Annotated in this window: 22 protein-coding genes; 5 read left to right on the top strand and 17 right to left on the bottom strand. The window is 64.5% G+C overall.

The features are described from left to right. Positions 1 to 1,149, top strand: a 1,149-nt coding sequence (locus tag E8F20_RS08415; protein WP_280283120.1) for an OprD family porin, incomplete at its 5' end; no start/stop codon positions are given. Between the two features lie 104 nt (positions 1,150 to 1,253). On the opposite strand, the gene yjiA is transcribed toward E8F20_RS08415, so the two are convergent. From yjiA to E8F20_RS08330, 17 genes are all read right to left on the bottom strand, one after another. Then, the gene (yjiA, locus tag E8F20_RS08410) at positions 1,254 to 2,228 is read right to left on the bottom strand and encodes a GTPase (protein WP_280283347.1); all 975 of its coding nucleotides are present in this window, start codon (positions 2,226 to 2,228) and stop codon (positions 1,254 to 1,256) included. 145 nt (positions 2,229 to 2,373) lie between these two features. Further along, positions 2,374 to 2,577 carry a YbdD/YjiX family protein gene (locus E8F20_RS08405; RefSeq protein WP_028630112.1) on the bottom strand — a complete coding sequence of 68 codons (204 nt, stop codon included), beginning with the start codon at positions 2,575 to 2,577 and terminating at the stop codon, positions 2,374 to 2,376. Between the two features lie 13 nt (positions 2,578 to 2,590). Next, on the bottom strand, positions 2,591 to 4,648 hold the full coding sequence (locus E8F20_RS08400) for a carbon starvation CstA family protein (protein WP_280283346.1): 2,058 nt from the start codon (positions 4,646 to 4,648) through the stop codon (positions 2,591 to 2,593). Between the two features lie 405 nt (positions 4,649 to 5,053). After that, complete coding sequence (locus tag E8F20_RS08395) at positions 5,054 to 5,671, bottom strand: LysE family transporter (RefSeq protein ID WP_280283345.1); 618 nt, start codon at positions 5,669 to 5,671, stop codon at positions 5,054 to 5,056. Between the two features lie 87 nt (positions 5,672 to 5,758). Then, a complete protein-coding gene (locus tag E8F20_RS08390; RefSeq protein WP_280283344.1) occupies positions 5,759 to 6,346 on the bottom strand; it encodes a hypothetical protein in 588 nt (195 codons plus the stop codon). Between the two features lie 291 nt (positions 6,347 to 6,637). Next, positions 6,638 to 6,832, bottom strand: coding sequence for a hypothetical protein (locus E8F20_RS08385; protein WP_280283343.1), 195 nt, complete (start codon positions 6,830 to 6,832; stop codon positions 6,638 to 6,640). 98 nt (positions 6,833 to 6,930) lie between these two features. Next, positions 6,931 to 7,080 (bottom strand): hypothetical protein, encoded by a 150-nt coding sequence (locus E8F20_RS08380; protein WP_280283342.1) that lies wholly within the window; start codon positions 7,078 to 7,080, stop codon positions 6,931 to 6,933. Next, positions 7,077 to 9,116 (bottom strand): TonB-dependent receptor, encoded by a 2,040-nt coding sequence (locus E8F20_RS08375; protein ID WP_280283341.1) that lies wholly within the window; start codon positions 9,114 to 9,116, stop codon positions 7,077 to 7,079. The genes E8F20_RS08380 and E8F20_RS08375 overlap by 4 nt, the downstream gene beginning before the upstream one ends. 108 nt (positions 9,117 to 9,224) lie before the next feature. Further along, entirely contained in the window at positions 9,225 to 9,614 is a 390-nt protein-coding gene (locus E8F20_RS08370) for a DUF2946 domain-containing protein (protein ID WP_280283340.1), read from the bottom strand. A 77-nt stretch (positions 9,615 to 9,691) separates the two neighbouring features. Next, positions 9,692 to 9,922, bottom strand: coding sequence for a hypothetical protein (locus E8F20_RS08365; RefSeq protein WP_280283339.1), 231 nt, complete (start codon positions 9,920 to 9,922; stop codon positions 9,692 to 9,694). Between the two features lie 56 nt (positions 9,923 to 9,978). Next, on the bottom strand, positions 9,979 to 10,362 hold the full coding sequence (locus tag E8F20_RS08360) for a DUF2946 domain-containing protein (protein WP_280283338.1): 384 nt from the start codon (positions 10,360 to 10,362) through the stop codon (positions 9,979 to 9,981). Between the two features lie 147 nt (positions 10,363 to 10,509). Beyond that, the gene (locus tag E8F20_RS08355; protein WP_280283337.1) at positions 10,510 to 11,373 is read right to left on the bottom strand and encodes an MBL fold metallo-hydrolase; all 864 of its coding nucleotides are present in this window, start codon (positions 11,371 to 11,373) and stop codon (positions 10,510 to 10,512) included. Between the two features lie 25 nt (positions 11,374 to 11,398). Beyond that, positions 11,399 to 11,836, bottom strand: a complete 438-nt coding sequence (locus tag E8F20_RS08350; protein ID WP_280283336.1) for a DUF6691 family protein — start codon at positions 11,834 to 11,836, stop codon at positions 11,399 to 11,401. Then, positions 11,833 to 12,273 (bottom strand): YeeE/YedE thiosulfate transporter family protein, encoded by a 441-nt coding sequence (locus tag E8F20_RS08345; protein ID WP_280283335.1) that lies wholly within the window; start codon positions 12,271 to 12,273, stop codon positions 11,833 to 11,835. Before E8F20_RS08345 ends, E8F20_RS08350 begins: the two co-directional genes overlap by 4 nt. Positions 12,274 to 12,393: 120 nt before the next feature. Continuing rightward, a complete protein-coding gene (locus E8F20_RS08340) occupies positions 12,394 to 12,663 on the bottom strand; it encodes a metal-sensing transcriptional repressor (RefSeq protein ID WP_028630102.1) in 270 nt (89 codons plus the stop codon). Positions 12,664 to 12,737: 74 nt separating this feature from the next. Next, a complete protein-coding gene (locus E8F20_RS08335) occupies positions 12,738 to 14,807 on the bottom strand; it encodes an EAL domain-containing protein (protein WP_280283334.1) in 2,070 nt (689 codons plus the stop codon). Between the two features lie 369 nt (positions 14,808 to 15,176). Beyond that, positions 15,177 to 15,623: an Lrp/AsnC family transcriptional regulator gene (locus E8F20_RS08330; protein ID WP_280283333.1), complete on the bottom strand. Its 447-nt coding sequence runs from the start codon at positions 15,621 to 15,623 to the stop codon at positions 15,177 to 15,179. 133 nt (positions 15,624 to 15,756) lie between these two features. Here E8F20_RS08330 and E8F20_RS08325 point away from each other — a divergent pair, with 133 nt between their 5' ends. The 4 genes from E8F20_RS08325 to E8F20_RS08310 all read left to right on the top strand — a co-directional run bounded on the left by E8F20_RS08325 (position 15,757) and on the right by E8F20_RS08310 (position 19,835). Further along, positions 15,757 to 16,374, top strand: a complete 618-nt coding sequence (locus E8F20_RS08325; protein WP_280283332.1) for a LysE family transporter — start codon at positions 15,757 to 15,759, stop codon at positions 16,372 to 16,374. Between the two features lie 231 nt (positions 16,375 to 16,605). Then, complete coding sequence (locus E8F20_RS08320) at positions 16,606 to 17,706, top strand: polyamine ABC transporter substrate-binding protein (protein WP_280283331.1); 1,101 nt, start codon at positions 16,606 to 16,608, stop codon at positions 17,704 to 17,706. 422 nt (positions 17,707 to 18,128) lie between these two features. After that, positions 18,129 to 19,283: an amine dehydrogenase large subunit gene (locus E8F20_RS08315; protein WP_280283330.1), complete on the top strand. Its 1,155-nt coding sequence runs from the start codon at positions 18,129 to 18,131 to the stop codon at positions 19,281 to 19,283. Between the two features lie 12 nt (positions 19,284 to 19,295). Continuing rightward, entirely contained in the window at positions 19,296 to 19,835 is a 540-nt protein-coding gene (locus E8F20_RS08310) for a MauE/DoxX family redox-associated membrane protein (protein WP_028630096.1), read from the top strand.

Below are 19,835 nucleotides of genomic sequence, written 5' to 3'. Positions count from 1 at the left end.
AACTTCTACTTCAACCGCGACTTCCGCCAGGAAAACGCCCCCCAGGCCAAGGCCGAGGAATGGGCCCAGGGCTTCCTCCTGCGCTACGAATCCGGCTACACCGAGGGCACCGTCGGCGTGGGCGTCGATGCCCTCGGCCTGCTCGGCGTCAAGCTCGACTCCAGCCCCGACCGCGCCGGCACCGGCCTGCTCAAGCGCGACCGTGAAACCGGCCGCGCCCAGGACGAATACGGTGAACTCGGCCTGACCGCCAAACTGCGCGTTTCCAAGAGCGTGCTCAAGGTCGGCACCCTGCTGCCCAAGCTGCCGGTCGTCCAGTACAACGACTCGCGCCTGCTGCCGCAGACCTTCCAGGGCGGCCACCTGAACGCCATGGAGCTCGACGGCCTCACCTTCGATGCCGGCCAGCTCAAGCAGGTCAACCAGCGTGACTCCTCCGATTACGAGGACATGACCATCACCAGCGGGGCGGCCCGCGCCATCAGCTTCCGCAGAGGCACCACCAGCGACGAGTTCAACTTCGCCGGCGCCAACTACAAGTGGACCGACAGCCTCACCACCGGCTACCACTATGGCGAACTGGACCAGTTCTACAAACAGCACTTCTTCAGCGCCGTCCACCTGCTGCCGCTGGGCGACAAGCAGTCGCTGAAGAGCGACCTGCGCTACGCCCGCTCCACCGACGAAGGCTCCAGCAACGTCGACAACAAGGCCTTCGGCGCCATGTTCACCTACGCCCTTGGCGGCCACGCCTTTGGCCTCGGCTACCAGAGCATGAGTGGCGACACCGGCTTCGCCTACATCAACGGCACCGATCCCTTCCTGGTCAACTACGTGCAGATCGGCGACTTCGCCAACAAGGACGAGACATCCTGGCAGGCCCGTTACGACTTCAACTTCGCCAGCCTCGGCATTCCCGGCCTGACCTTCATGACCCGCTACCTGTCCGGTGACAACATCGACCTGGGTGCCGGTCGCGAAGACGGCAAGGAGTGGGAACGCAACATGGACATCGCCTACGTCTTCCAGGACGGCCCGCTGAAGAACTTCGGCGTCAAATGGCGCAATGCAACGGTGCGCTCCACCAACTTCGGTAGCGATATCGACGAGAACCGTCTGATCCTCAGCTACGTGCTGCCGCTCTGGTAAGCCTGTGAACTGCGATACCCATCGCTTCCACTGATGGGTATCGCTTCGCTCAACCTCATCCTACGCGTCGATCCGAGCGGACCGACTCACCCGCGGGGATGACATCACACCTGCGCCGCTTCGAACCCCGCGCGAATCTGCTCTTCCGGCAACTGGTCGCCGATGAAGACCATCACGCTCTCGCGCGCTTCCCCAGCCTGCCACTCGCTGTCCCAGTCGAAGCCGTAGAGCCGCAGCACGCCCTGGAACACCAGGCGGCGCTCTTCGCCGGCGATGGACAACACGCCCTTGTAGCGCAGCATGGAATTGCCATGCTCCTCCAGCAGTTGCTCCATGAAGGCACTGAGCTGGTCGATGTCCAGCGGCCGCTCGCTTTTCAACACCAGGGTGCCGATGCGATCCGGCGTACCTGCCGGCACGAGGGGACGAAGGGTCATTGCCGGACCAACATCGGCGTTGAGATTGAAGCCACGCACGTCCAGCAGTTCAGCCAGATCGATGCGGCCGTGGTCTACCACGCGGATCGGCGCGCGGCGGTTGATGCGCGAGAGGCGCTGGCAGAGGGCGTCGAAGTGGGCTTCATCCACCAGATCGCGCTTACTCACCAGGATACGGTCGGCAAAGCCCACCTGGGCCTGGGCGATGGTTTCCTGCAGGTGACGCTCGGCGTTCACCGCGTCCACCAGGGTGATGATGCCGTCCAGCACATAGCGCTCGCACAGCTCTTCATCGGCGAAGAAGGTCTGCGCCACCGGCGCCGGGTCAGCCAGGCCGGTGCATTCGATCACCAGGCGGTCGAACGCCAGCTCGCCGGCATCCAGCCGCTCCAGCAGCAGGAACAGCGCCTTCTCCAGCTCGACGTGGATGGAGCAGCAGACGCAGCCGTTGGCGAGGGTCATCACCTGCACCGGCTCATTGCCCAGCAACTGGCCGTCGATGGGTGTCTCGCTGAACTCGTTTTCGATCACGGCGATCTTCAGGCCGTGATCGGCCTTGAGGATGTGTTTCAGCAGGGTGGTCTTGCCGGCACCAAGGAAGCCGCTGAGCACGGTGACGGGAATGGGGAGATGGGCAGACATCGGGGGTTTCCTCGGAATCAGGAGCGAACCCGTAGGCGCGGGCTTGCTCGCGAAAAGCCCGGGCAAAACCGTTCGCGAGCAAGTTCGCTCCTACAAGTAAAAAGCGCCACGACAGGCGTGGCGCTCAGGTTAACGCATCGAAGCTTCAGCAGCAGCGTATGGGCCGTCCCTTGCCGCCGCCGTAGCGGGCATCCTGCCGCTCGCGGAAGAATTCCTCGTAGCTCATTACCGGCTTGTCCGGGTGCTTGCTCTGCATGTGCTCGACGTAGTTGTCGTAGTCGGGCATGCCCACGAGCATGCGCGCGGCCTGTCCGAGGTACTTACCCATGCGGCCGAGGTCATTGAACATGCTCGCGGTCTCCTCAAGCGTCCGGAATCGGCTGGAAGGGGGATTCCTTGTCCGTGCGCTCGCTCTTCATCCAGGCACTGCGCCCCACCTTGATGGCGAAGAACAGGATGCTCATCACGACGAAGAGGAACAGTACGGTCAGCCCGGCATTCGTGTAGGCGTTGAAGATCACATGCTGCATCTGCCCCATGTCCTTGGCCGGGGCCAGGATCTGGCCGGCGGCGGCGGCATCGCTGTACTTCTTGGCGAGGGCCAGGAAGCCGACGGCCGGGTTCGGGTCGAGCAGCTTGATCAGGCCTGCGGAGGTGGTGCAGATCAGCAACCACACGGCCGGCACCAGGGTGACCCAGACGTAGCGCTGGCGCTTCATCTTGATCAGCACCACGCAGCCCAGCATCAGGGCGATACCCGCCAGCATCTGGTTAGAGATGCCGAACAGCGGCCACAGGGTGTTGATACCACCCAGCGGATCGATCACGCCCTGGTACAGCAGCCAGCCCCAAAGGGCCACGCAACCGGCGGTGGCGATGACGTTGGCGGTCCAGGATTCGGTCTTCTTCAGGGCCGGTACGAAGTTGCCCAGCAGATCCTGCAGCATGAAGCGCCCGGCACGGGTACCGGCATCCACGGCAGTCAGGATGAACAGCGCTTCGAAGAGAATCGCGAAGTGGTACCAGAAGGCCATGGTGTTCTCACCCGGCAGCACCTGGTGGAGGATCTGCGCGATACCCACGGCCAGGGTCGGCGCACCGCCGGCACGGGCCAGGATGCTGTGCTCACCGATGTCGGTAGCGGTCTGCTGCAGCACTTCCGGGGTGATGGCGAAGCCCCAACTGCTGACGGTGGCGGCAACGGTATGCACGTCGCTGCCCACCAGCGCGGCCGGGCTGTTCATGGCGAAGTACACGCCCGGCTCGATCACCGAGGCAGCGACCATGGCCATGATGGCAACGAAGGACTCCATCAGCATGCCGCCGTAACCGATGTAGCGGGCGTGGGTTTCGTTGGCCAGCAGCTTGGGCGTGGTACCGGAGCTGATCAGCGCGTGGAAGCCGGATACCGCACCGCAGGCGATGGTGATGAACAGGAATGGGAACAGGGTGCCCTTCCACACCGGGCCGGTGCCATCGACGAACTGGGTCAGGGCCGGCATTTTCAGCTCCGGCGCGAGAACCAGGATGCCGACGGCCAGGCCAACGATGGTGCCGATTTTCAGGAAGGTCGACAGGTAGTCACGCGGGGCGAGGATCAGCCAAACCGGCAGCACGGCAGCGACGAAGCCGTAGCCGATCAGCATCCAGGTGATCTGCACGCCGGTGAAAGTGAAGGCCGGGCCCCACACCGGGTCGGCAGCCACGATACCGCCGAGCCAGATGGACACCAGCAGCAGCACCACGCCAATGGCGGAAATCTCGCCAATGCGACCCGGGCGGATGTAGCGCATGTAGACGCCCATGAACACCGCGATCGGGATGGTCGCCATCACGGTGAACATGCCCCAGGGGCTTTCCGCCAGGGCTTTCACCACGATCAGCGCCAGCACCGCAAGGATGATGATCATGATCAGGAAACAGCCGAACAGGGCAATGGTGCCCGGAATACGGCCCATTTCCTCGCGAACCATGTCACCCAGCGAACGGCCGTTACGACGGGTGGAGAGGAACAGCACCATGAAGTCCTGCACCGCACCGGCCAGGACCACACCGGCGATCAGCCAGAGCGTGCCGGGCAAGTAGCCCATCTGTGCGGCAAGTACCGGGCCCACCAGCGGGCCGGCGCCGGCGATGGCGGCGAAGTGGTGACCAAAGAGGATGTGCTTGTTGGTCGGAACGTAGTCCAGACCATCGTTGTTGAGCACTGCAGGTGTTGCGCGGGAGGCGTCCAGCTGCATCACCTTGTTGGCGATGAACAGGCTGTAGTAGCGGTAGGCAATCAGGTAGATCGCGGTTGCAGCAGTAACGATCCAGAGGGCGTTGATGGCTTCGCCCCGGCGCAGCGCCACGGTACCAAGCGCAACTGCGCCCAGCAGGGCAACGGCGAACCAGGCGATTCGAGTAGCCAGTTGAGTCATTGAATTGTCTCCTGCCGCTGGGGGTTACCTGCGGCGGCTTTTGTTGTTGTTTATGCCCGGATAGGGGCAGCGGACACTATCGGCGCCTTGAGCCCGCGGAGACATTCGCACAACTACGAAGCACGACTACGTAATACTACGTAGCCAGCATGCCCCCTCTCAGGGCACTCGACTTTCCTGTGGAGATGATTTCAATCGCCATGTCAGCGTTAGCTGTTGCGAGAGATTCACCATTGGGCCAAGCACCTACGGGCAATGCAGCTGCTTGCAACAGGTAATGCAGACAGCGCCATTGCAATCGCCAAGCGGACCGCAGGTTCGCCATTCGGCCGCATCGACACACGCTCTGATGGGTATCGCGCCGCTCCACCGCATCCCACGGAACTGCAGTTCTCGCCCTGGTGCTCAGCGACTGAGCAGCAACCGTCCGCCCAAGCCCAGCAGGAACACGCCCATCAGGGTCTCGAACACCGCCTTGAAGCGCATGAAGCCGCCGCGTACTGCGGGGCTGGAGAAGAGCAGTGCCATGCTGCAGTACCACAGGCCGGAGAATCCGGCGGCGATGACGACGATGGCGGCATGGAACCAGACCGGCGCGTGGACGGGGACCATCACGGCGAAAATACTGCCGTAGAAGGCCAGCGCCTTGGGGTTGGTCATACTGACCAGGTAGCCCTTGCGGGCGGCAGCGAAAACGCCGGACTCGAGGGCCTCTGGCTTGGCAACCGGGGGTTTGCGCGCCCCGAGGATCATCCGGCTGCCGAGCCAGATCAGGTAGGCGGCACCGGCCAGCTTGATGCCGAGATAGAGCCATTCCACCTGCGACACGATCAGCCCCAGACCGGCCACGGCCAGCAGTGCCCAGGTGGCGGAGGCAGCTGCCAGGCCCAACCCGGTGGCGACGCCGGCACCACGGGAACGCAGGGTCGCCGTGGAAGTGACGATGGCGAAATTGGGACCGGGGCTGACAACGCTCAGCATCAGTACGCCGGAGATGGCCAGCAACGCACCGAGGTAGTCCACGGCACCCTCCTGTCGTATCGGTTGCGGAAGATGCCGGCGAGTATATCGGGAGGCTGAATCGTCAGCGATGGTCAGCCGCTCAAGACCTCAGGGCGTCGCCGGCATGGGCACATCGTTCATCGGCGGTTCGTCGTCAGGCTCATCCACCCGGTCGTTGCTCCGCGGAATGCCCGCTGCGAACCAGCTCGCATTGGCGGCATTGCGGATCAGCAGCACCGGACTGTCGCAGGGGTTCGGCGGAACCGGGTCGAAGACATCGCTGATCCTGAAGTCACCCTCCTCGTCCAGCGGCACACCAAGCAGGTCGGTGCTGCTTTCCGTGAAAGGCGCCACGCTGCCGCAGAACAGGGTAGCGAACACGGACTGCCCGGTGGCCCTGCCGATGTTGTTACCGCCACCCAGGATCAGTCCACGACCCTCTGCCCGGAAAGCCCCGGCAATACTGAGCTGCGCGTCAAAGCTGCGGATCAGCCAGATCTGTCCGGCCGGTTGCACCCCGCGCACGATGTTGCGGTTGACCACGGTGGCGATGGCTTCAGTGCCCTGGCCGCTGGACAGCGGCAACACACCGATACCGCCCTCGAAGCGCAGCAGATCGTCCTCTGCCAACGCCGTGGAGACCAGGGCGCCGGCAAGCAGCAATACGGGGATAGAGAGCGCAATTGTTCTTCTCATGACTGCAGCTCCTGTCAGGCACCCGCCCTGGGTGGGGCGGGTGGTCGCTGAACGGAGAATGGCGCCAGGCCGAATACCCTTGTCGCAAGGGTGGGGGTCGCGGGGCCCGAGGGGCGCTCCGGGATGAATGGACCGCTGGACTGCCGCTGGCCGAACGGGGGTGGCCAGGCGAATCGCCTTTCTCCTCCGGTGGTAAGGGGCCGCGAGGCCCCGACCGTCCGTCAGAGTTGGCACGAGCGCGAAAAGCTGAATGGCGGGGGTGCTTGAACTCTGGAAGTACTGCACCGGTCATTATAGGCCCGTGCCCTCGTGCCCCCTTTCCATCCGTCCCCTACCCTGGCCATGCCCCTCGTCGGGGAAGACGCCCCGCAGCTCACCACCGGCCAGCTCGGCCCCCAGCAGGGTCATGAGGAACAGCCATAGGCAGGCGCCTGTCACTGGCCAACGGCGATTGCGGCGAACGCGGGAGAACGCACGACTGCTCATAGGGGCTGCTCCCGGCCCTTGGGCAGTTGGGGCCTTAACCTCAAGGGTATGTTCCCCCGCGAGAAAGCCCAGGCCTTACATCGGAGGAAAACCGCCCTTCAGCCAGACGCTGTATCCCGCTCCCTGGCAGTCGCTTCGGCGGGTTCGCCGACCGCAGCCAACACGCCCGGTGGCTGGCCGTCCAACGACAGGAAGCGCTGGCGCCAGGTCAGGCGCTGGGGGGCGAGGTTTCCCAGCGCCGCCGTCACATCCGCCACTCCAGGCCGACGTACACGCTACGACCATCGCCCGGCAAGAACTGGGCGCTGTCCAGGCCCCGGGCATCGGCGATCACGCCGGTGGTGGCGGCATAGGTCTTGTCCGAGAGATTGCGGCCCTCGACGAAGAAGCCGAAGCCCTCGGTCGGACGATAGCCGCCCTTCAGGCCCCAGATGGTGTAGCCATCGGCATAGAGGGTTTCCGCCTGGTCGACGTTGTAGTGGTTGGGCACCCACTCGAAGGTCGGGCCGGCGTACCAGCCTTCACGCTGCCACAGCGCCTCGCCCTTGATGAACTGGCGCGGCAGACCGGCGAGGCGGTTGTCGTCATAGGCATCATCGTTGTCGAAGCGGAAGTCGTTGAGCAGGTACTGGCCGCGCAGCACGAACTGGCCAAGGGTCCAGGCGCCGCCCAGCTCTATGCCCTGGTGGATGGTGCGGTCGGCGTTGATGGTTCCCAGCGGCTGGCCATTGCCGTCGTTGAGCGCCAGCAGTTCGTCGCGGATTTCGCTGCGGTATACGGCCAGGTCAAGGTCAACGTCATCACGCTGCCAGCGCATCCCCGCCTCGAGGGTGTTGGCCTTCTGCGCGTCGTTGGCGGTGATCACCTGGCCACCGGTGAGCTCGCTGAAGGTCGGCGGCTCGAAGCTCTGGCTGAAGTTGGTGAACAGCACCACTTCCTCGTTCAGCTCATAGCGCAGGCCGACCCGGCCGAGGCGCCCGATGTAGCTCTTGTTGAAAGACTCATCCTGGCGCACGCACACCGCCGTCACGAAGGCATTGCAGCGCAGGCGGTCATCGACGTCGCGCTCCTGGTGCAACCAGGCTGCACCGCCGATCAGCGCCAGGCGCTCGGCTAGGGGGATTTCCAGTTCGCCGAAGGCGTTGACGTTGCGTGCGGTCTGGTGCAGTTCGTTGACCTTGCGGCCCTTCTCGCCACCGATGTTCACATAGCGCGAGTCCCAGTTGCGGCCGTGGCTGGTTTCCACCCCACCGGTCCAGCGCCAGCCCTGGTCGTTCTGCCACTTGTGCGAGAGGCGTGCACCGTAGTCCTCGCTGTTGATGTCGAGCACCTGGAAGATCGGGTGGAACAGTTTCTTCTCGCTGTAGAAGGTGGCCAGTTCCAGACTGTGGCCGCCGCCGAGTTGCAGGGCGGTGATGTTGCCGACGCGATTGAGGTCGAAATCACGCTGCTGGTCCCCGCTGATGCTGCTGGCAGAAGCCTGCTCCGGATCGCGGCGCATCTGCGCCTTGGTCAGGCTGCCCGGCAAATCGGAGTCGGTTTCCACATGGGTGAAGTAGAAACGGGTCGCCAGGTCTTCGCTGATCAGCCCGCCGAGGTTGGCGAAGTAGCGCTGGTTCTCCTGCCGCGAATGGTCGCGGTAGCCGTCCTGGTTGTAGCCGTTGAGGCTGACGAAGCCGTCCCAGTTGCCGAAATCCTGGGCGAAGGCGCCGTAGAGACGCTCATAGCCGAAGCTGCCGCCCTCGGCGCGCAGGGTCACCGGCGGCGCGGTCTTGCCGGTGGGGCTGACGAAGTTGATCGCCCCGCCGAGGTTGGCCGCGCCATAACGCCAGGCGTTGGCGCCACGCAGTACTTCAATGTGGTCGGTGGCCAGGGGCTCAATGGTCTGGAAGTCGAAGCTGCCGTCAGCCAGGTTCACCGGCGCGCCGTCCTGCATCAGCAGCAGGCCGCGACCGTGGAAGGTGCGTTGCAGGCCCGAGCCACGGATCGACAGGCGCGCTTCCTCGGCACCGAAGCGCGGCTGGATGAATACACCGGTCGCCATCCCCAGGGCGTCCTGCAGGGTGCTGCTGCGGCCGGTCTTGTAGGTTTCCGCATCCACCACCCCGGCACCGCCGGGGATGCGGGAGAACTCTTCCTTCTTCTCGGCGATGGTCGGGGCGGTGGGGTCCTTGCGGTACTCCCCTTGCACCAGGGTGTTGTCCAGTTCCACGGATTCGGCGTGGGCGAAGTTGGCCAGTGCCACCGAAATGGCGAGCAGGCTGAGCATGGAGACGTTGTGCATGGCGCACTCCCTAAAGTCTTGTATTGGCGTTATTGCAATCCGGTCTGGCGACCGGTCAGGCACGGGCGACCGCCGCGCGACAAGTGCGCGGAAGTCGGCGTGACGCCGCTAGGGAGCTCGGGGGTTGGCGGGTGGCCAGTTGAAGCGCGGGTGGGTATTGCTAGGGTGTTCCGGCGCTGGCTGCGGCGCTCGGGACGGGCGCAGCAGCCAACCCAGGCTGAACAACAGCCCGACGACGAGGGTGAAGGCCGAGCACAGTGGGCAATCGAGCATCGGCATCAGGTTGCCGCTGGGCAGATCGGACGGGGCTTCATCCAGGCCGGGCAAGGCGTTTTTGTTGGCCGAGCAATAGAGGCCCCCTACCCCACTCAGCTGCAGGCCGGTCATCTGGCCGTGGCTGATGGCGCAGGCAAAGGCACTGAACAGGACGCAGCCATAGAGCATCCAGGCGATCAACGAGCGGTGCCGGCGAACCTGCCCCATAAGAACGACTTCCATCTCGACATGCATGAGTTTTGCAAATGCGGACCCTGCTCAACGCAGGATAGCTGCCCGCGCCTCTTCCAAAAGGACACTCATCCCCTCGAGTAGAGCTGGGTGATCTGGCGCTGGGCAAAGCCAAGGTCGGAGACGAAGCTGCCAAAGCTGAGGCTGGTCGAGGCGTTGATCCCGATGCTGGCGTCGCTCGCGGCAAAGGCGGTCGCGAGCGGCAGGGCTGCGGCAAGGGGGCTGAGATTGAAGCGCATGCGGAGAAACTTCCTGAAGACGATCCGTTCGGTGCCGTCGGAGCAGGCACGCAGCAGCACGCCGCGTCTGGACCGGGGCTAGGGTCAGCGAAGCCGGGCGTGGCCCGGTGGAAGGTTCAGCAGAGGGGGGAAGCGCGGGGATTGGCCGAAGGCCAGAGATAGCGCGGCGGCACCTGGCGGCGCGGCTCGATGGTTCTGGGGCGGGCATTGCGAACGCCCAGCAACCAGGCCAGGACAAAGAGTGCAGCGATGCCGAGGGTGACCGTGCCGCAAACGGGACACTTAAAGGCGCCGGACCAGCCGCTGCTGGCGCTGCCACTCAAGTCGCCATCCAGGGAGGCGCCAGAATCGGATACGGTGGAACAGAACGCGCCCCCCAAACCGCTCAGCTCCAACCCCATCGCCTGGCCGTGGTGCAAACCGCAGGCGAACAGATTGAACAGGACGCTGGCATACAGCATCCAGGCAATCAGCGAGCGGTCTTGGCGGGCGATTTTCATGGGCGGCGACTCTAGCATCCGGGTTTCAGGGCCGGAAGCCGAACCTGCGTGCGGTGGATTGCCGCAGCTTTGGTGAGCGGAGGGCGTCCCAGTAGCGGGCGTACGTGCGTGCGATAGCGGGATGTCGGGCCAGGCGGAATTGAAGATTCAGAGCGTATCGAGGGGAATCTTCAAGTAGCGGATGCCATTGTCCTCGGCCGGCGGCAATTGGCCGGCGCGCATGTTCACCTGCACCGCCGGCAGGATCAGCGCCGGCATGGCCAGGGTGGCGTCCCGTGCAGTGCGCATGGCGACGAAGGCGTCTTCGTCGATGCGTTCGTGGGCATGGACGTTTCCTGAGCGCTGCTCGGCCACCGTGGTTTCGCAGCAGTACTCGTCGCGGCCCGGTGCCTTGTAGTCATGGCAAAGGAACAGCCGGGTGGTATCCGGCAGCGCGAACAGGCGCTGGATGGAACGGTACAGGGAACGGGCGTCGCCCCCAGGGAAATCGCAGCGGGCGGTTCCGTAGTCGGGCATGAACAGGGTGTCGCCGATAAACGCGGCGTCCCCGATCAGGTAGGTCATGCAGGCCGGAGTATGGCCCGGCGTATGGATGGTGCGGAGTTCAAGCTCGCCGATGGCGAGGCGGTCGCCGTCCTGCAGCAGGCGGTCGAACTGGCAACCGTCGGTGGCGAAGTCCTGTCCGGCGTTGAACAGCGCGCCGAAGCGCTGCTGCACCTGGGTGATCAGCCCACCGATGGCCAAGCGCCCTCCGAGCTCCTGCTTGAGCCAGGCCGCCGCCGAAAGATGATCGGCATGGACGTGGGTTTCCAGAAGCCATTCGACCGTCAGGCCCTGTTCCCGCACGTAAGCGGCGATGCGCTCGGCCCCGGCATGGGACGTGCGACCACTGGCGGCGCAGTAGTCCAGCACCGGGTCGATGATGGCGCAGCGACCGCTGGCCGGATCGCTGACGGCGTAGCTGTATGAACAGGTGGCCGGGTCGAAGAAGGCTTCCACACAGGGTTTCATAGTGCGAGCTCCAATCCTGGTTTCTTCAGCTTAGTTTCCGACTCGGCCGCCCGTACCCACCTTCCAGACCTGCGTAAAGAAGCATCCCGCCGAGCATGGCCAGGAAAAACACCCAGGCCTGCCAATGCCCGGTCAGCAGCAGCGCCACAGCCGGGCCCGGGCAGATGCCGGCGATGCCCCAGCCCGCACCGAACATCAGGCTGCCGCCGATCAGCCGGCGATCAGGACCACGCTTGGCGGGCAGTTGCATCGGCTGCCCCAGCCAGGACTCCGGCAGTCGCCTGGCAAGGCTGAAGGCCGGCAACGCAACGGCGATGGCACCGGCCATCACCAGGGCCAGGGACGGGTCCCAGGCGCCAGCCAGATCGAGGAAGGCAAGCACCTTGGCCGGGTCGGCCATGCCCGCGAGCAGCAGGCCCAGGCCGAATATCAGGCCGGCGAGAAAAGCACTGAGCTTGCTCACAGGCCACCTCCTATCAGGTGTCGCATCACGTAGGTGGTGAGGAACCCCATCGCCATGAAGGCCAGGGTCGCCACCAGCGAGCGCGGCGACAGGCGCGCCAATCCGCAGACGCCGTGGCCACTGGTGCAGCCGGAACCGTAGCGGGTACCTACCCCCACCAGCAGGCCGGCAGCCAGCAGCGCCAGCCAACCCGCGTCGATCCGCACCTGCGGCGCTCCGGCGATTGCCGTCCATATCACTGGCGCCAACAACAGGCCGAGGAGGAACAGGGCCTTTTCGCCCAGACCATCACCCGCCCGCTCGAGCAGACTGCCGAGCAGGCCGCTGATGCCGGCGATGCGGCCATTGGCGAGGATGAACAGGCTGGCGGAAAGGCCGATCAGCGCGCCACCGGCCAGGGCGCTCCAGGGCGTGAAAGAGAGCCAGTCGATCGTCATAGGGACTCCTGGCCGCGACGGCCACAAGGTTCCAGGTGGCGCGATAATATACCCCCAGGGGTATATGATCCAGACGCTCAAAACCCTATGCGACGGGCTGCTAACGCCGCCACGAAAAACTCAGGTGTACTTGGTGAAGATGGCGCGAACGCGCTCGAGGGTGTCGCCTGCATCCTGCTCCGGGTCGAGCATGGCCTCTTCCAGCAGACACATCAGCATCTGCTGGTAGGCACGGTCGAGCGCCTTTCGCGAGGCGCTGAACTGTTGGGCAATCGCTTCACAGTCATCGCCACGGCGGATCATCGCCTGCAGGCCACGAATCTGCCCTTCAACACGGGCCAGGCGCTTGAGCATGGCGTCCTGATGGGCGGCCACCACTTCGTTGGTCATTGGCTGTCTCTGCTGGCGATTACCCCGGGGGGTATGAAGTTAGCGCAACGGCTCGCCATGTGCACGGCCCTCCGTCAGGCCAGCGCCTCCGTCCCGACCATGAATTGATCCGCAGGAACGGGCTTGCCGAACAGGAAGCCCTGCAAGGAATCGCAGCCAAGACCGGTGAGGAACGCCTGCTGGGACTCAGTTTCCACCCCTTCGGCAACGATGCGCAGGTCCAGCGCCTGGCCGAGGGCGACGATGGCGGAAATGATCGCCGCGTCATCGCTGTCGCGCTCCAGGTCGCGGACGAATCCGCGGTCGATCTTCAGCTCATTGGCCGGCAGGCGCTTGAGGTACAGCAGGCTGGAATAGCCGGTGCCGAAGTCGTCAATGGACAGGTCCACGCCCATTTCCGCCAATCGACCAAGAATGCCCAGGCTGGTGTCGGCGTCCTGCATGGCGGTGGTTTCAGTGATCTCCAGGGTCAGGCAGTTGGCCGGCAGCGCATATCGCCCCAGGGCCGCCTGGACACTGTCGACCAGCCCGGCATGGCAGAACTGCAGGGCCGACAGGTTGACCGCCACGCGCCAGTCGCGTCGGCCTTCGGCGTACCACTGGCTCATCTGTCGGCAGGCCTGGTCCAACACCCAGTTGCCGATGGGAATGATCAGGCCGGTTTTCTCCGCCAGTTCGATGAACTGGTCAGGCATCAGCAGACCCCGGCGCGGGTGCTGCCAGCGCAGCAGTGCCTCGGCACCGATCACCCGGCGACCGTCACCGGCTGCGAACTTGGGCTGGTAGTGCAGCACCAGCTCACCGGCATCCAGCGCCTGGCGCAGGTCGTGGAGCAGCTGCAGGTGGTTGCGAGCGTTGGTGTTCATCGACTGTTCGAAGAAGCTGTAGCCGTTCTTGCCCGCGCCCTTGGCGTGGTACATGGCCGCGTCAGCATTCATCAGCAGCTCTTCGCGGGTGACACCGTCGCCGGGATACAGGGCAATGCCGACGCTGGTGGACACCCGCAGCTCCTGGCCACCCACCTCGAAGGCACTGCCCACAAGGGCGACGAGCTGGCTGGCAAGCGTCACTGCGTCATTCGGCTCGCCGAGGCCGGCCAGCAGCACGAATTCGTCACCGCCGATGCGCGCCAGGGTGTCCTCGGCGCGCAGGTGTTCGCGCAGACGCTGGGCCACGTCCCGCAGCAACAGGTCGCCCACATGGTGGCCGAAGGCGTCGTTGACCGGTTTGAAACCATCCAGGTCCATGAACAGCAGGCCGAAGCATCCACCCTTGCGATTGACCTTGTGGATCGCCTGGTCGATGCGGTCCTCCAGCAACGTGCGATTGGGCAGCTTGGTGAGGTTGTCGTGCAGGGCCAGGTGGGTCAGCTCCTGATTGGCACGCTCCAGGGAACTGGCGAGCTGGGCGGTGCGCGCCTCCAGCCGGGCATCCAGCACCGAGGTCAGCAGCGCGATGGCCAGAATCGCCAGGGTGACCACTATCACCAGGCTGGCCAGCCAGCGGCTGTCGAGGCCGGCAACGGCCGCACCGCAGATGCTGCCCAGGGGGAAGTTCGCCGCCGCCATGCCGGTGTAGTGCATGCCGACGATGGCCACGCCCATCACCAGGGCCGCCCCCGCCCGCGCCAGGCGCACATAGGGGGTGTCGTGGCGTAGACGGAAGGCGATCCACAGCGCCGCACCGGAGGCGGCGACGGCGATGGCCAGGGAGAGGTAGAACAGGCCGGGGTCGTAGTCGATACCCGGCACCATGCGCATGGCGTGCATGCCCAGGTAGTGCATGGAGCTGATTCCAGCGCCCATGGTCACGGCGCCACAGAGCAACTGCCAGAGCGGCTGCTCGGGTTGGCTCACCAGCCACAGGGCGAATCCGGATACCAGCACGGCAATCAGCAGGGAGAGCAGGGTCAACGACAGGTCGTAGCCCAGCGGAATGGGCAGGCTGAAGGCGAGCATGCCGATGAAGTGCATGGACCAGATGCCGATGCCCATGGCGATGGCACCGCCTGCGATCCACAGCACCGCACCACGTCCCTGGCTACGGGCCACCCGCCCGGCCAGGTCCAGCGCCGTATAGGACGCCAGGATGGCCACCAGCAGGGAAATGAGGACAAGGGAATAGTCGTAGCTGCCGGTGAGCATGAAGAACCTTTCATTCGAAAGAGCCGCCCCAGAACGGACGGCAAAACGGCAGGCATTCTAAACAAACTCGGAATGGGCAGTGAGACCGTATGGCAGATTGCCGCCATTCGAACCAAGAAGATGGATTGCTCCATCTTTGGGGGAATTCATTCGCCAACCGGGCCGCAGGTCCGGGCTTCATGACCAGGGGGCAGCTGCATTGCCCGTAGGAGCTGGCTTGCCAGCGAATGGCCCCGTTTCGCTGGCAAGCCAGCTCCTACAAGGTTCTTGGACCGATGGCAAATCTCTCGCAACAGCCAACGCAGACATAGCCGTTGAAATCGCCCCTACACGGTTTTTGTCACCCATCCGGCGCTTCTATGCCTGGGTTCAGTCGCGCGGCGGTTCTACTCCGCGCAGGGGAATGGGGGCCGACATCACGATGGAGGTTCGGGTCTCGCCGAAGTGGTTGATGCTGCCGACGAACCGTTCCAGGTGGCGAATATCGCGGGTGACCACGCGCAGGATGAAGGAGTCCTGCCCGGTGACGTGCAGGCACTCCAGCACTTCAGGCATTTGCTGCAACTGGGCGATCAGCCGCGCCTTTTCCGGCTGCGGAGTGGTCATGCCGATCAGCGCCATCACCTGGTAACCAGCCTTCTCCGCCGAAACCGCAGCACGGTAGGCCTCGATCACACCGGCCTCTTCCAGTCGCTTGAGGCGCTCGGAGGTAGCCGGCAGCGACAGCGATACCCGCGAGGCCAGGTCGGTCAGGGATATACGCCCCTCGCGCTGCACGACTTGCAGGATTTTCCAGGACTTTGCGTCCAGCTCCATATTTTTAAGGCCTCTTCGCCATGATTCGTTAATTGTTCAGGCAACCTGCCGAAACTACCGTAGTTCCTGCATTCAAGCTCCAGGCAGTGCAGCGCAGAATATTCGCCATGTCCACAGCCTGCGGAGCCTGCGCATGGAAGCCCTGCTGTTTCTCAAGTCCGTCCTCATCGGCCTGTCCATCGCCGCCCCGGTTGGTCCCATCGGGTTGCTGTGCATCCAGCGCACCCTGGGCCACGGCGCGCGCATTGGCTTCATCAGCGGCCTGGGCGCGGCGGCGGCGGATGCCTGCTACGGCGCGCTGGGGGCCTTCGGCATTGGCGCCATCACCCGCGTCTTCGTCGCGCTGTCCACGCCACTCGCGCTCGCTGGCGCGCTGTTCCTGGCCTGGATGGGGCTGAAGATGCTGCGCGCCATACCGCCCGAACGCGCCGCCAGTGCAGGCGACCCGGCACGCGCACTGCCGGCCTTCGCCTCGGTGTTTGTGCTGACCCTGAGCAACCCGCTGACCATCCTTTCCTTCATCGCCATCTTCGCCACCCTGTCCGGCGGCGAGGCCTTATCCGGAGCGGACGGCCTACTGATGGTGCTGGGAGTGTTCTGCGGTTCGGCGCTCTGGTGGCTGGCCCTCAGCCTTGGCGTCTCTACGATTCGCCATCGGTTGGGCGTGGGCGCCATGCAATGGATCGACCGCACCGCCGGGGTCTTTCTGCTGGGCTTCGCTGCCTGGCAACTGGCGCGGGTGATCGTGTAAGAGCGAATTCGCTCCTGCAACGGGTTCGTTTGCACTCACTTGGGTAGCCCGGTGCCATCGGCCGTTACGCCCGGTAATCCCCGTTTCCCCGTGCGCCCAGTCTTTTTTGGGGATTTATCGATGTATATCGGCCTTCCAGCACACATGGCGCGGCATTTGCTTAAAGAATTGCGACCTGAACGGATAGATATCGATTTAGGCCCAACTCAGCTCACCCAAAGGTTGCCGCAATTGATCAAACACACACTCCCACGCCTTCTGGGCGCCGCCTTGTGCGGCCTGCTCGCCACCCATTCCCTGGCCGAAGAGCGCACCCTGCGCGTCTACAACTGGTTCGACTACATCACCCCGCAGACCCTGGACACCTTCAAGAAGGAGAACGGCGCCAAGCTGATCTACGACATCTTCGACACCAACGAGGCCCTGGAAGCCAAGCTGCTCACCGGCAATTCGGGCTATGACGTGGTGGTGCCGTCCAACGTCTTCCTCGCCAAGCAGATCGAGGCGGGTGTATTCCAGCCGCTCGACCGCAGCAAGCTGCCCAACTGGAACCACCTGGACCCGCAGCTGATGAAGCTGATCGAGGCCAACGACCCGGGCAACCGCTTCGCCGTGCCTTACATGTACGGAACGGTGCTGATCGGCTTCAACCCGGCCAAGGTCAAGGCAGCCCTGGGCGAGAACGCCCCGGTGGACAGCTGGGACCTGATCTTCAAGGAAGAGAACATCGCCAAGCTCAAGCAGTGCGGCGTAGCCCTGCTGGACTCGCCGTCGGAGATCCTGCCCATCGCCCTGCACTACCTGGGCCTGCCGCCCAACAGCAACGAACCGAAGGACTACGACAAGGCCGGCGAGCTGCTGCAGAAGATCCGCCCCAACGTCGCCTACTTCCACTCCTCCAAATACATGGCCGATATCGCCAATGGTGACATCTGCGTGGCCGTGGGTTACTCCGGCAGCTTCTCCCAGGCGGCTAACCGCGCCAAGGAAGCCGGCAACGGGGTCGTGGTGGACATGCGCCTGCCCAAGGAAGGCGCACCGGTATGGTTCGACATGCTGGCCATTCCCAAGGGCGCGCAGAACCCCGAAGACGCCCATGCGTTCATCAACTATCTGCTGCAGCCCCAAGTGATCGCCCCGGTCAGCGACTTCGTCGGTTACCCGAACCCGAACAAGGACGCCACCGCCCTGGTCAGCCCGGAAATCCGCAACAACCCCAACCTCTACCCCACCGCCGAAGCCCAGGCCACGCTCTTCACCCTGATACCGCTGGAGCGCAACGCCGAACGCGCCCGTACCCGTGCCTGGACGAAGTTGAAGTCGGGGACCTGACGGACACGCGGCTCCGTATGAATACCTGTGGGGGCGATTTCAATCGCTAAGGGCAGCGCAGCTGCCCTCAAGTGATTCCAAATGGCAGGCCTTCGGCCTGCTCAGCGACTGAAGTCGCCCCCACAAGGTTTCCCCCGCAACACCGAGCCCTGTAGAAGGGGCGATTTCAAGCGCCAAGGGCGGCGCAACTGCCCCCCCATGTAATTCCACCACTCATTCCCCCCGCCTGAGCTTCCTCCCACCGGGTCTATGCTTTCTGACGCGTTCTCCAATGCGTTGGCAGCCTGCCCAAAGAAGTGGCACAGGCACACAAGGGGTTGGCACGGACAACAAGCTCCCCGCCGACAGCCAGAGGCAGACTAGGACTGCAGATTTCTGCCCTGCACCCGCGATAAAGACCAATAATTCAGGGAGCCGCCCCTATGCGAATAACCAGGATCCTCGCCCAATCAACGCTGGCCCTGGGCGTCTCGCTCATCGGCCTCGGCAACGCAAGTGCCGAGCTGCCGGCTGATCCAGGCATCGGCCAGACCACCTTGCCCTTCCCACCGGAACCGCACCGCGCCTACATCGTCGACGTGGAGTTCGAGAACTTCGTCGCCGGCCGCGTGACCGTGGTCGACCCGGAGAAGAAGAAAATGCTCGGCATGGTGAGCACCGGTTTTGCCGCGCCCTCCACCCTGAGCCGCGACGGCAAGCTGCTGTTCACCGCCGACCTGTTCTACTCCCGAGGCACCCGTGGCACCCGCACCGACGTGCTGACCGCCTGGGACACCAGCACCCTGTCGCCGTCCTGGGAAGTGCTGATCCCCACCAAGCGTGCCGAAACCCTGACCCAGCGCTACGCCCTGGGCACCAGCGCGGATGACCGCTTCGTCTACGTCTACAACTTCACCCCGTCCACCTCGGTGACCGTGGTCGATACCAAGGCGAAAGCCGTCACCACCGAGATCGCCATCCCCGGCTGCGTGCTCAACTACCCGGTGGGCCTGCGCTCCTTCGCCTCCCTGTGTGGCGACGGCAACCTGCAACTGGTGACGCTGAACGACGAAGGCAAGGAAATCTCCCGTACCCACACCGCCTTCTTCGACCCCAACGCCGAGAAGCTGGTCGAGCGCGCCTACGCCGTGGGTGACACCTACTACTTCGTCACCACCACCGGCACCGTGCGCGGCGTGGATTTCTCCGGCAAGTCGCCGAAAATCCTCGAGGCCTGGGAGCTGGTGAGCGATGCCGCCGAGAAGAAAGCCGGCTGGGCCCCGGGCGGCTGGCAGCTGATCACCGTCGCACCCAAGCTGAACCGCCTCTACGTGTTGATGCATGACGCCCATGAGCCGATGAAGTGGGAAGACCCGAGCCCCTTCGTCTGGGTCTACGACCTCAAGACTCACAAGCGCATCGGCACCCTGGAAGCACCCAACCCGATCTGGAGCCTGCACGCCACCAGCGATGACCAGCCCCTGCTGCTGGGCACCAACATCAGCGGCGGCCTGGAAGTCTTCGACCTGAAGAGCGGCAAGCACACCGGCACCATGGAACGCATCGCCAAAACGCCGATCCAGGTCCTCAGCCACTGACGAGGTGCAGCCATGCAACCTGATCCTATCTTCGTCATCGCCGCCGCCGTTGCGGTTGCGGTGATCCTGGCCAGCGCAGCGACCCACAAGCTGCGTGCGCCGGCGCGCTTCGCCAACCAGGTGGAGGATTACCAGTTGCTGCCGCGCGGCCTGGTACGCCCGGTAGCACGGGTACTGCCCTTCATCGAAGTGGCCGTGGCCTTCGCCCTGCTGGTACCCGCCAGCCGCCCGGTTGCCGCATGGGTCGCCGCCGCCCTGCTGGCCGGTTACGCCGGGGCCATCGCGATCAACCTGTGGCGCGGCCGCCGCGACATCGACTGCGGTTGCGCTGGCCCCGAACAGGCCCAGCCGATCCGTCCGGTGCTGCTGGCCCGCAACGCCGTATTGGTGGGCCTGGCGCTGATCGCCAGTCTCGCCCCCCTCAGCCGCGAGCTGGGCGTTTTCGACAGCTTCGTCGTGATCGCCTCCAGCGCCGTGGCCCTGCTCATCTATGCCGCTGCCGATGGCCTGATGGCCAACGCTCCCCGTCTGCTCAAACTTATTGGAAGGTGA

This window comes from Pseudomonas sp. BN415 (assembly GCF_029871195.1).
GTDB lineage: Bacteria > Pseudomonadota > Gammaproteobacteria > Pseudomonadales > Pseudomonadaceae > Metapseudomonas > Metapseudomonas resinovorans.
The sequence above is the reverse complement of the archived record's forward strand: the minus strand, read 5'-3'. Positions and strand labels throughout refer to the sequence as shown.

Excerpts from the sequence above, each read along its gene's own strand:
- E8F20_RS08390 (WP_280283344.1), bottom strand. The coding sequence starts at position 6,346 with ATGAGAAGAACAATTGCGCTCTCTATCCCCGTATTGCTGCTTGCCGGC.
- E8F20_RS08370 (WP_280283340.1), bottom strand. The coding sequence starts at position 9,614 with ATGGAAGTCGTTCTTATGGGGCAGGTTCGCCGGCACCGCTCGTTGATC.
- yjiA (WP_280283347.1), bottom strand. The coding sequence starts at position 2,228 with ATGTCTGCCCATCTCCCCATTCCCGTCACCGTGCTCAGCGGCTTCCTT.
- E8F20_RS08325 (WP_280283332.1), top strand. The coding sequence starts at position 15,757 with ATGGAAGCCCTGCTGTTTCTCAAGTCCGTCCTCATCGGCCTGTCCATC.
- E8F20_RS08400 (WP_280283346.1), bottom strand. The coding sequence starts at position 4,648 with ATGACTCAACTGGCTACTCGAATCGCCTGGTTCGCCGTTGCCCTGCTG.
- E8F20_RS08310 (WP_028630096.1), top strand. The coding sequence starts at position 19,296 with ATGCAACCTGATCCTATCTTCGTCATCGCCGCCGCCGTTGCGGTTGCG.
- E8F20_RS08405 (WP_028630112.1), bottom strand. The coding sequence starts at position 2,577 with ATGTTCAATGACCTCGGCCGCATGGGTAAGTACCTCGGACAGGCCGCG.
- E8F20_RS08345 (WP_280283335.1), bottom strand. The coding sequence starts at position 12,273 with ATGACGATCGACTGGCTCTCTTTCACGCCCTGGAGCGCCCTGGCCGGT.
- E8F20_RS08360 (WP_280283338.1), bottom strand. The coding sequence starts at position 10,362 with ATGAAAATCGCCCGCCAAGACCGCTCGCTGATTGCCTGGATGCTGTAT.
- E8F20_RS08385 (WP_280283343.1), bottom strand. The coding sequence starts at position 6,832 with ATGAGCAGTCGTGCGTTCTCCCGCGTTCGCCGCAATCGCCGTTGGCCA.
- E8F20_RS08315 (WP_280283330.1), top strand. The coding sequence starts at position 18,129 with ATGCGAATAACCAGGATCCTCGCCCAATCAACGCTGGCCCTGGGCGTC.
- E8F20_RS08335 (WP_280283334.1), bottom strand. The coding sequence starts at position 14,807 with ATGCTCACCGGCAGCTACGACTATTCCCTTGTCCTCATTTCCCTGCTG.
- E8F20_RS08340 (WP_028630102.1), bottom strand. The coding sequence starts at position 12,663 with ATGACCAACGAAGTGGTGGCCGCCCATCAGGACGCCATGCTCAAGCGC.
- E8F20_RS08330 (WP_280283333.1), bottom strand. The coding sequence starts at position 15,623 with ATGGAGCTGGACGCAAAGTCCTGGAAAATCCTGCAAGTCGTGCAGCGC.
- E8F20_RS08355 (WP_280283337.1), bottom strand. The coding sequence starts at position 11,373 with ATGAAACCCTGTGTGGAAGCCTTCTTCGACCCGGCCACCTGTTCATAC.
- E8F20_RS08375 (WP_280283341.1), bottom strand. The coding sequence starts at position 9,116 with ATGCACAACGTCTCCATGCTCAGCCTGCTCGCCATTTCGGTGGCACTG.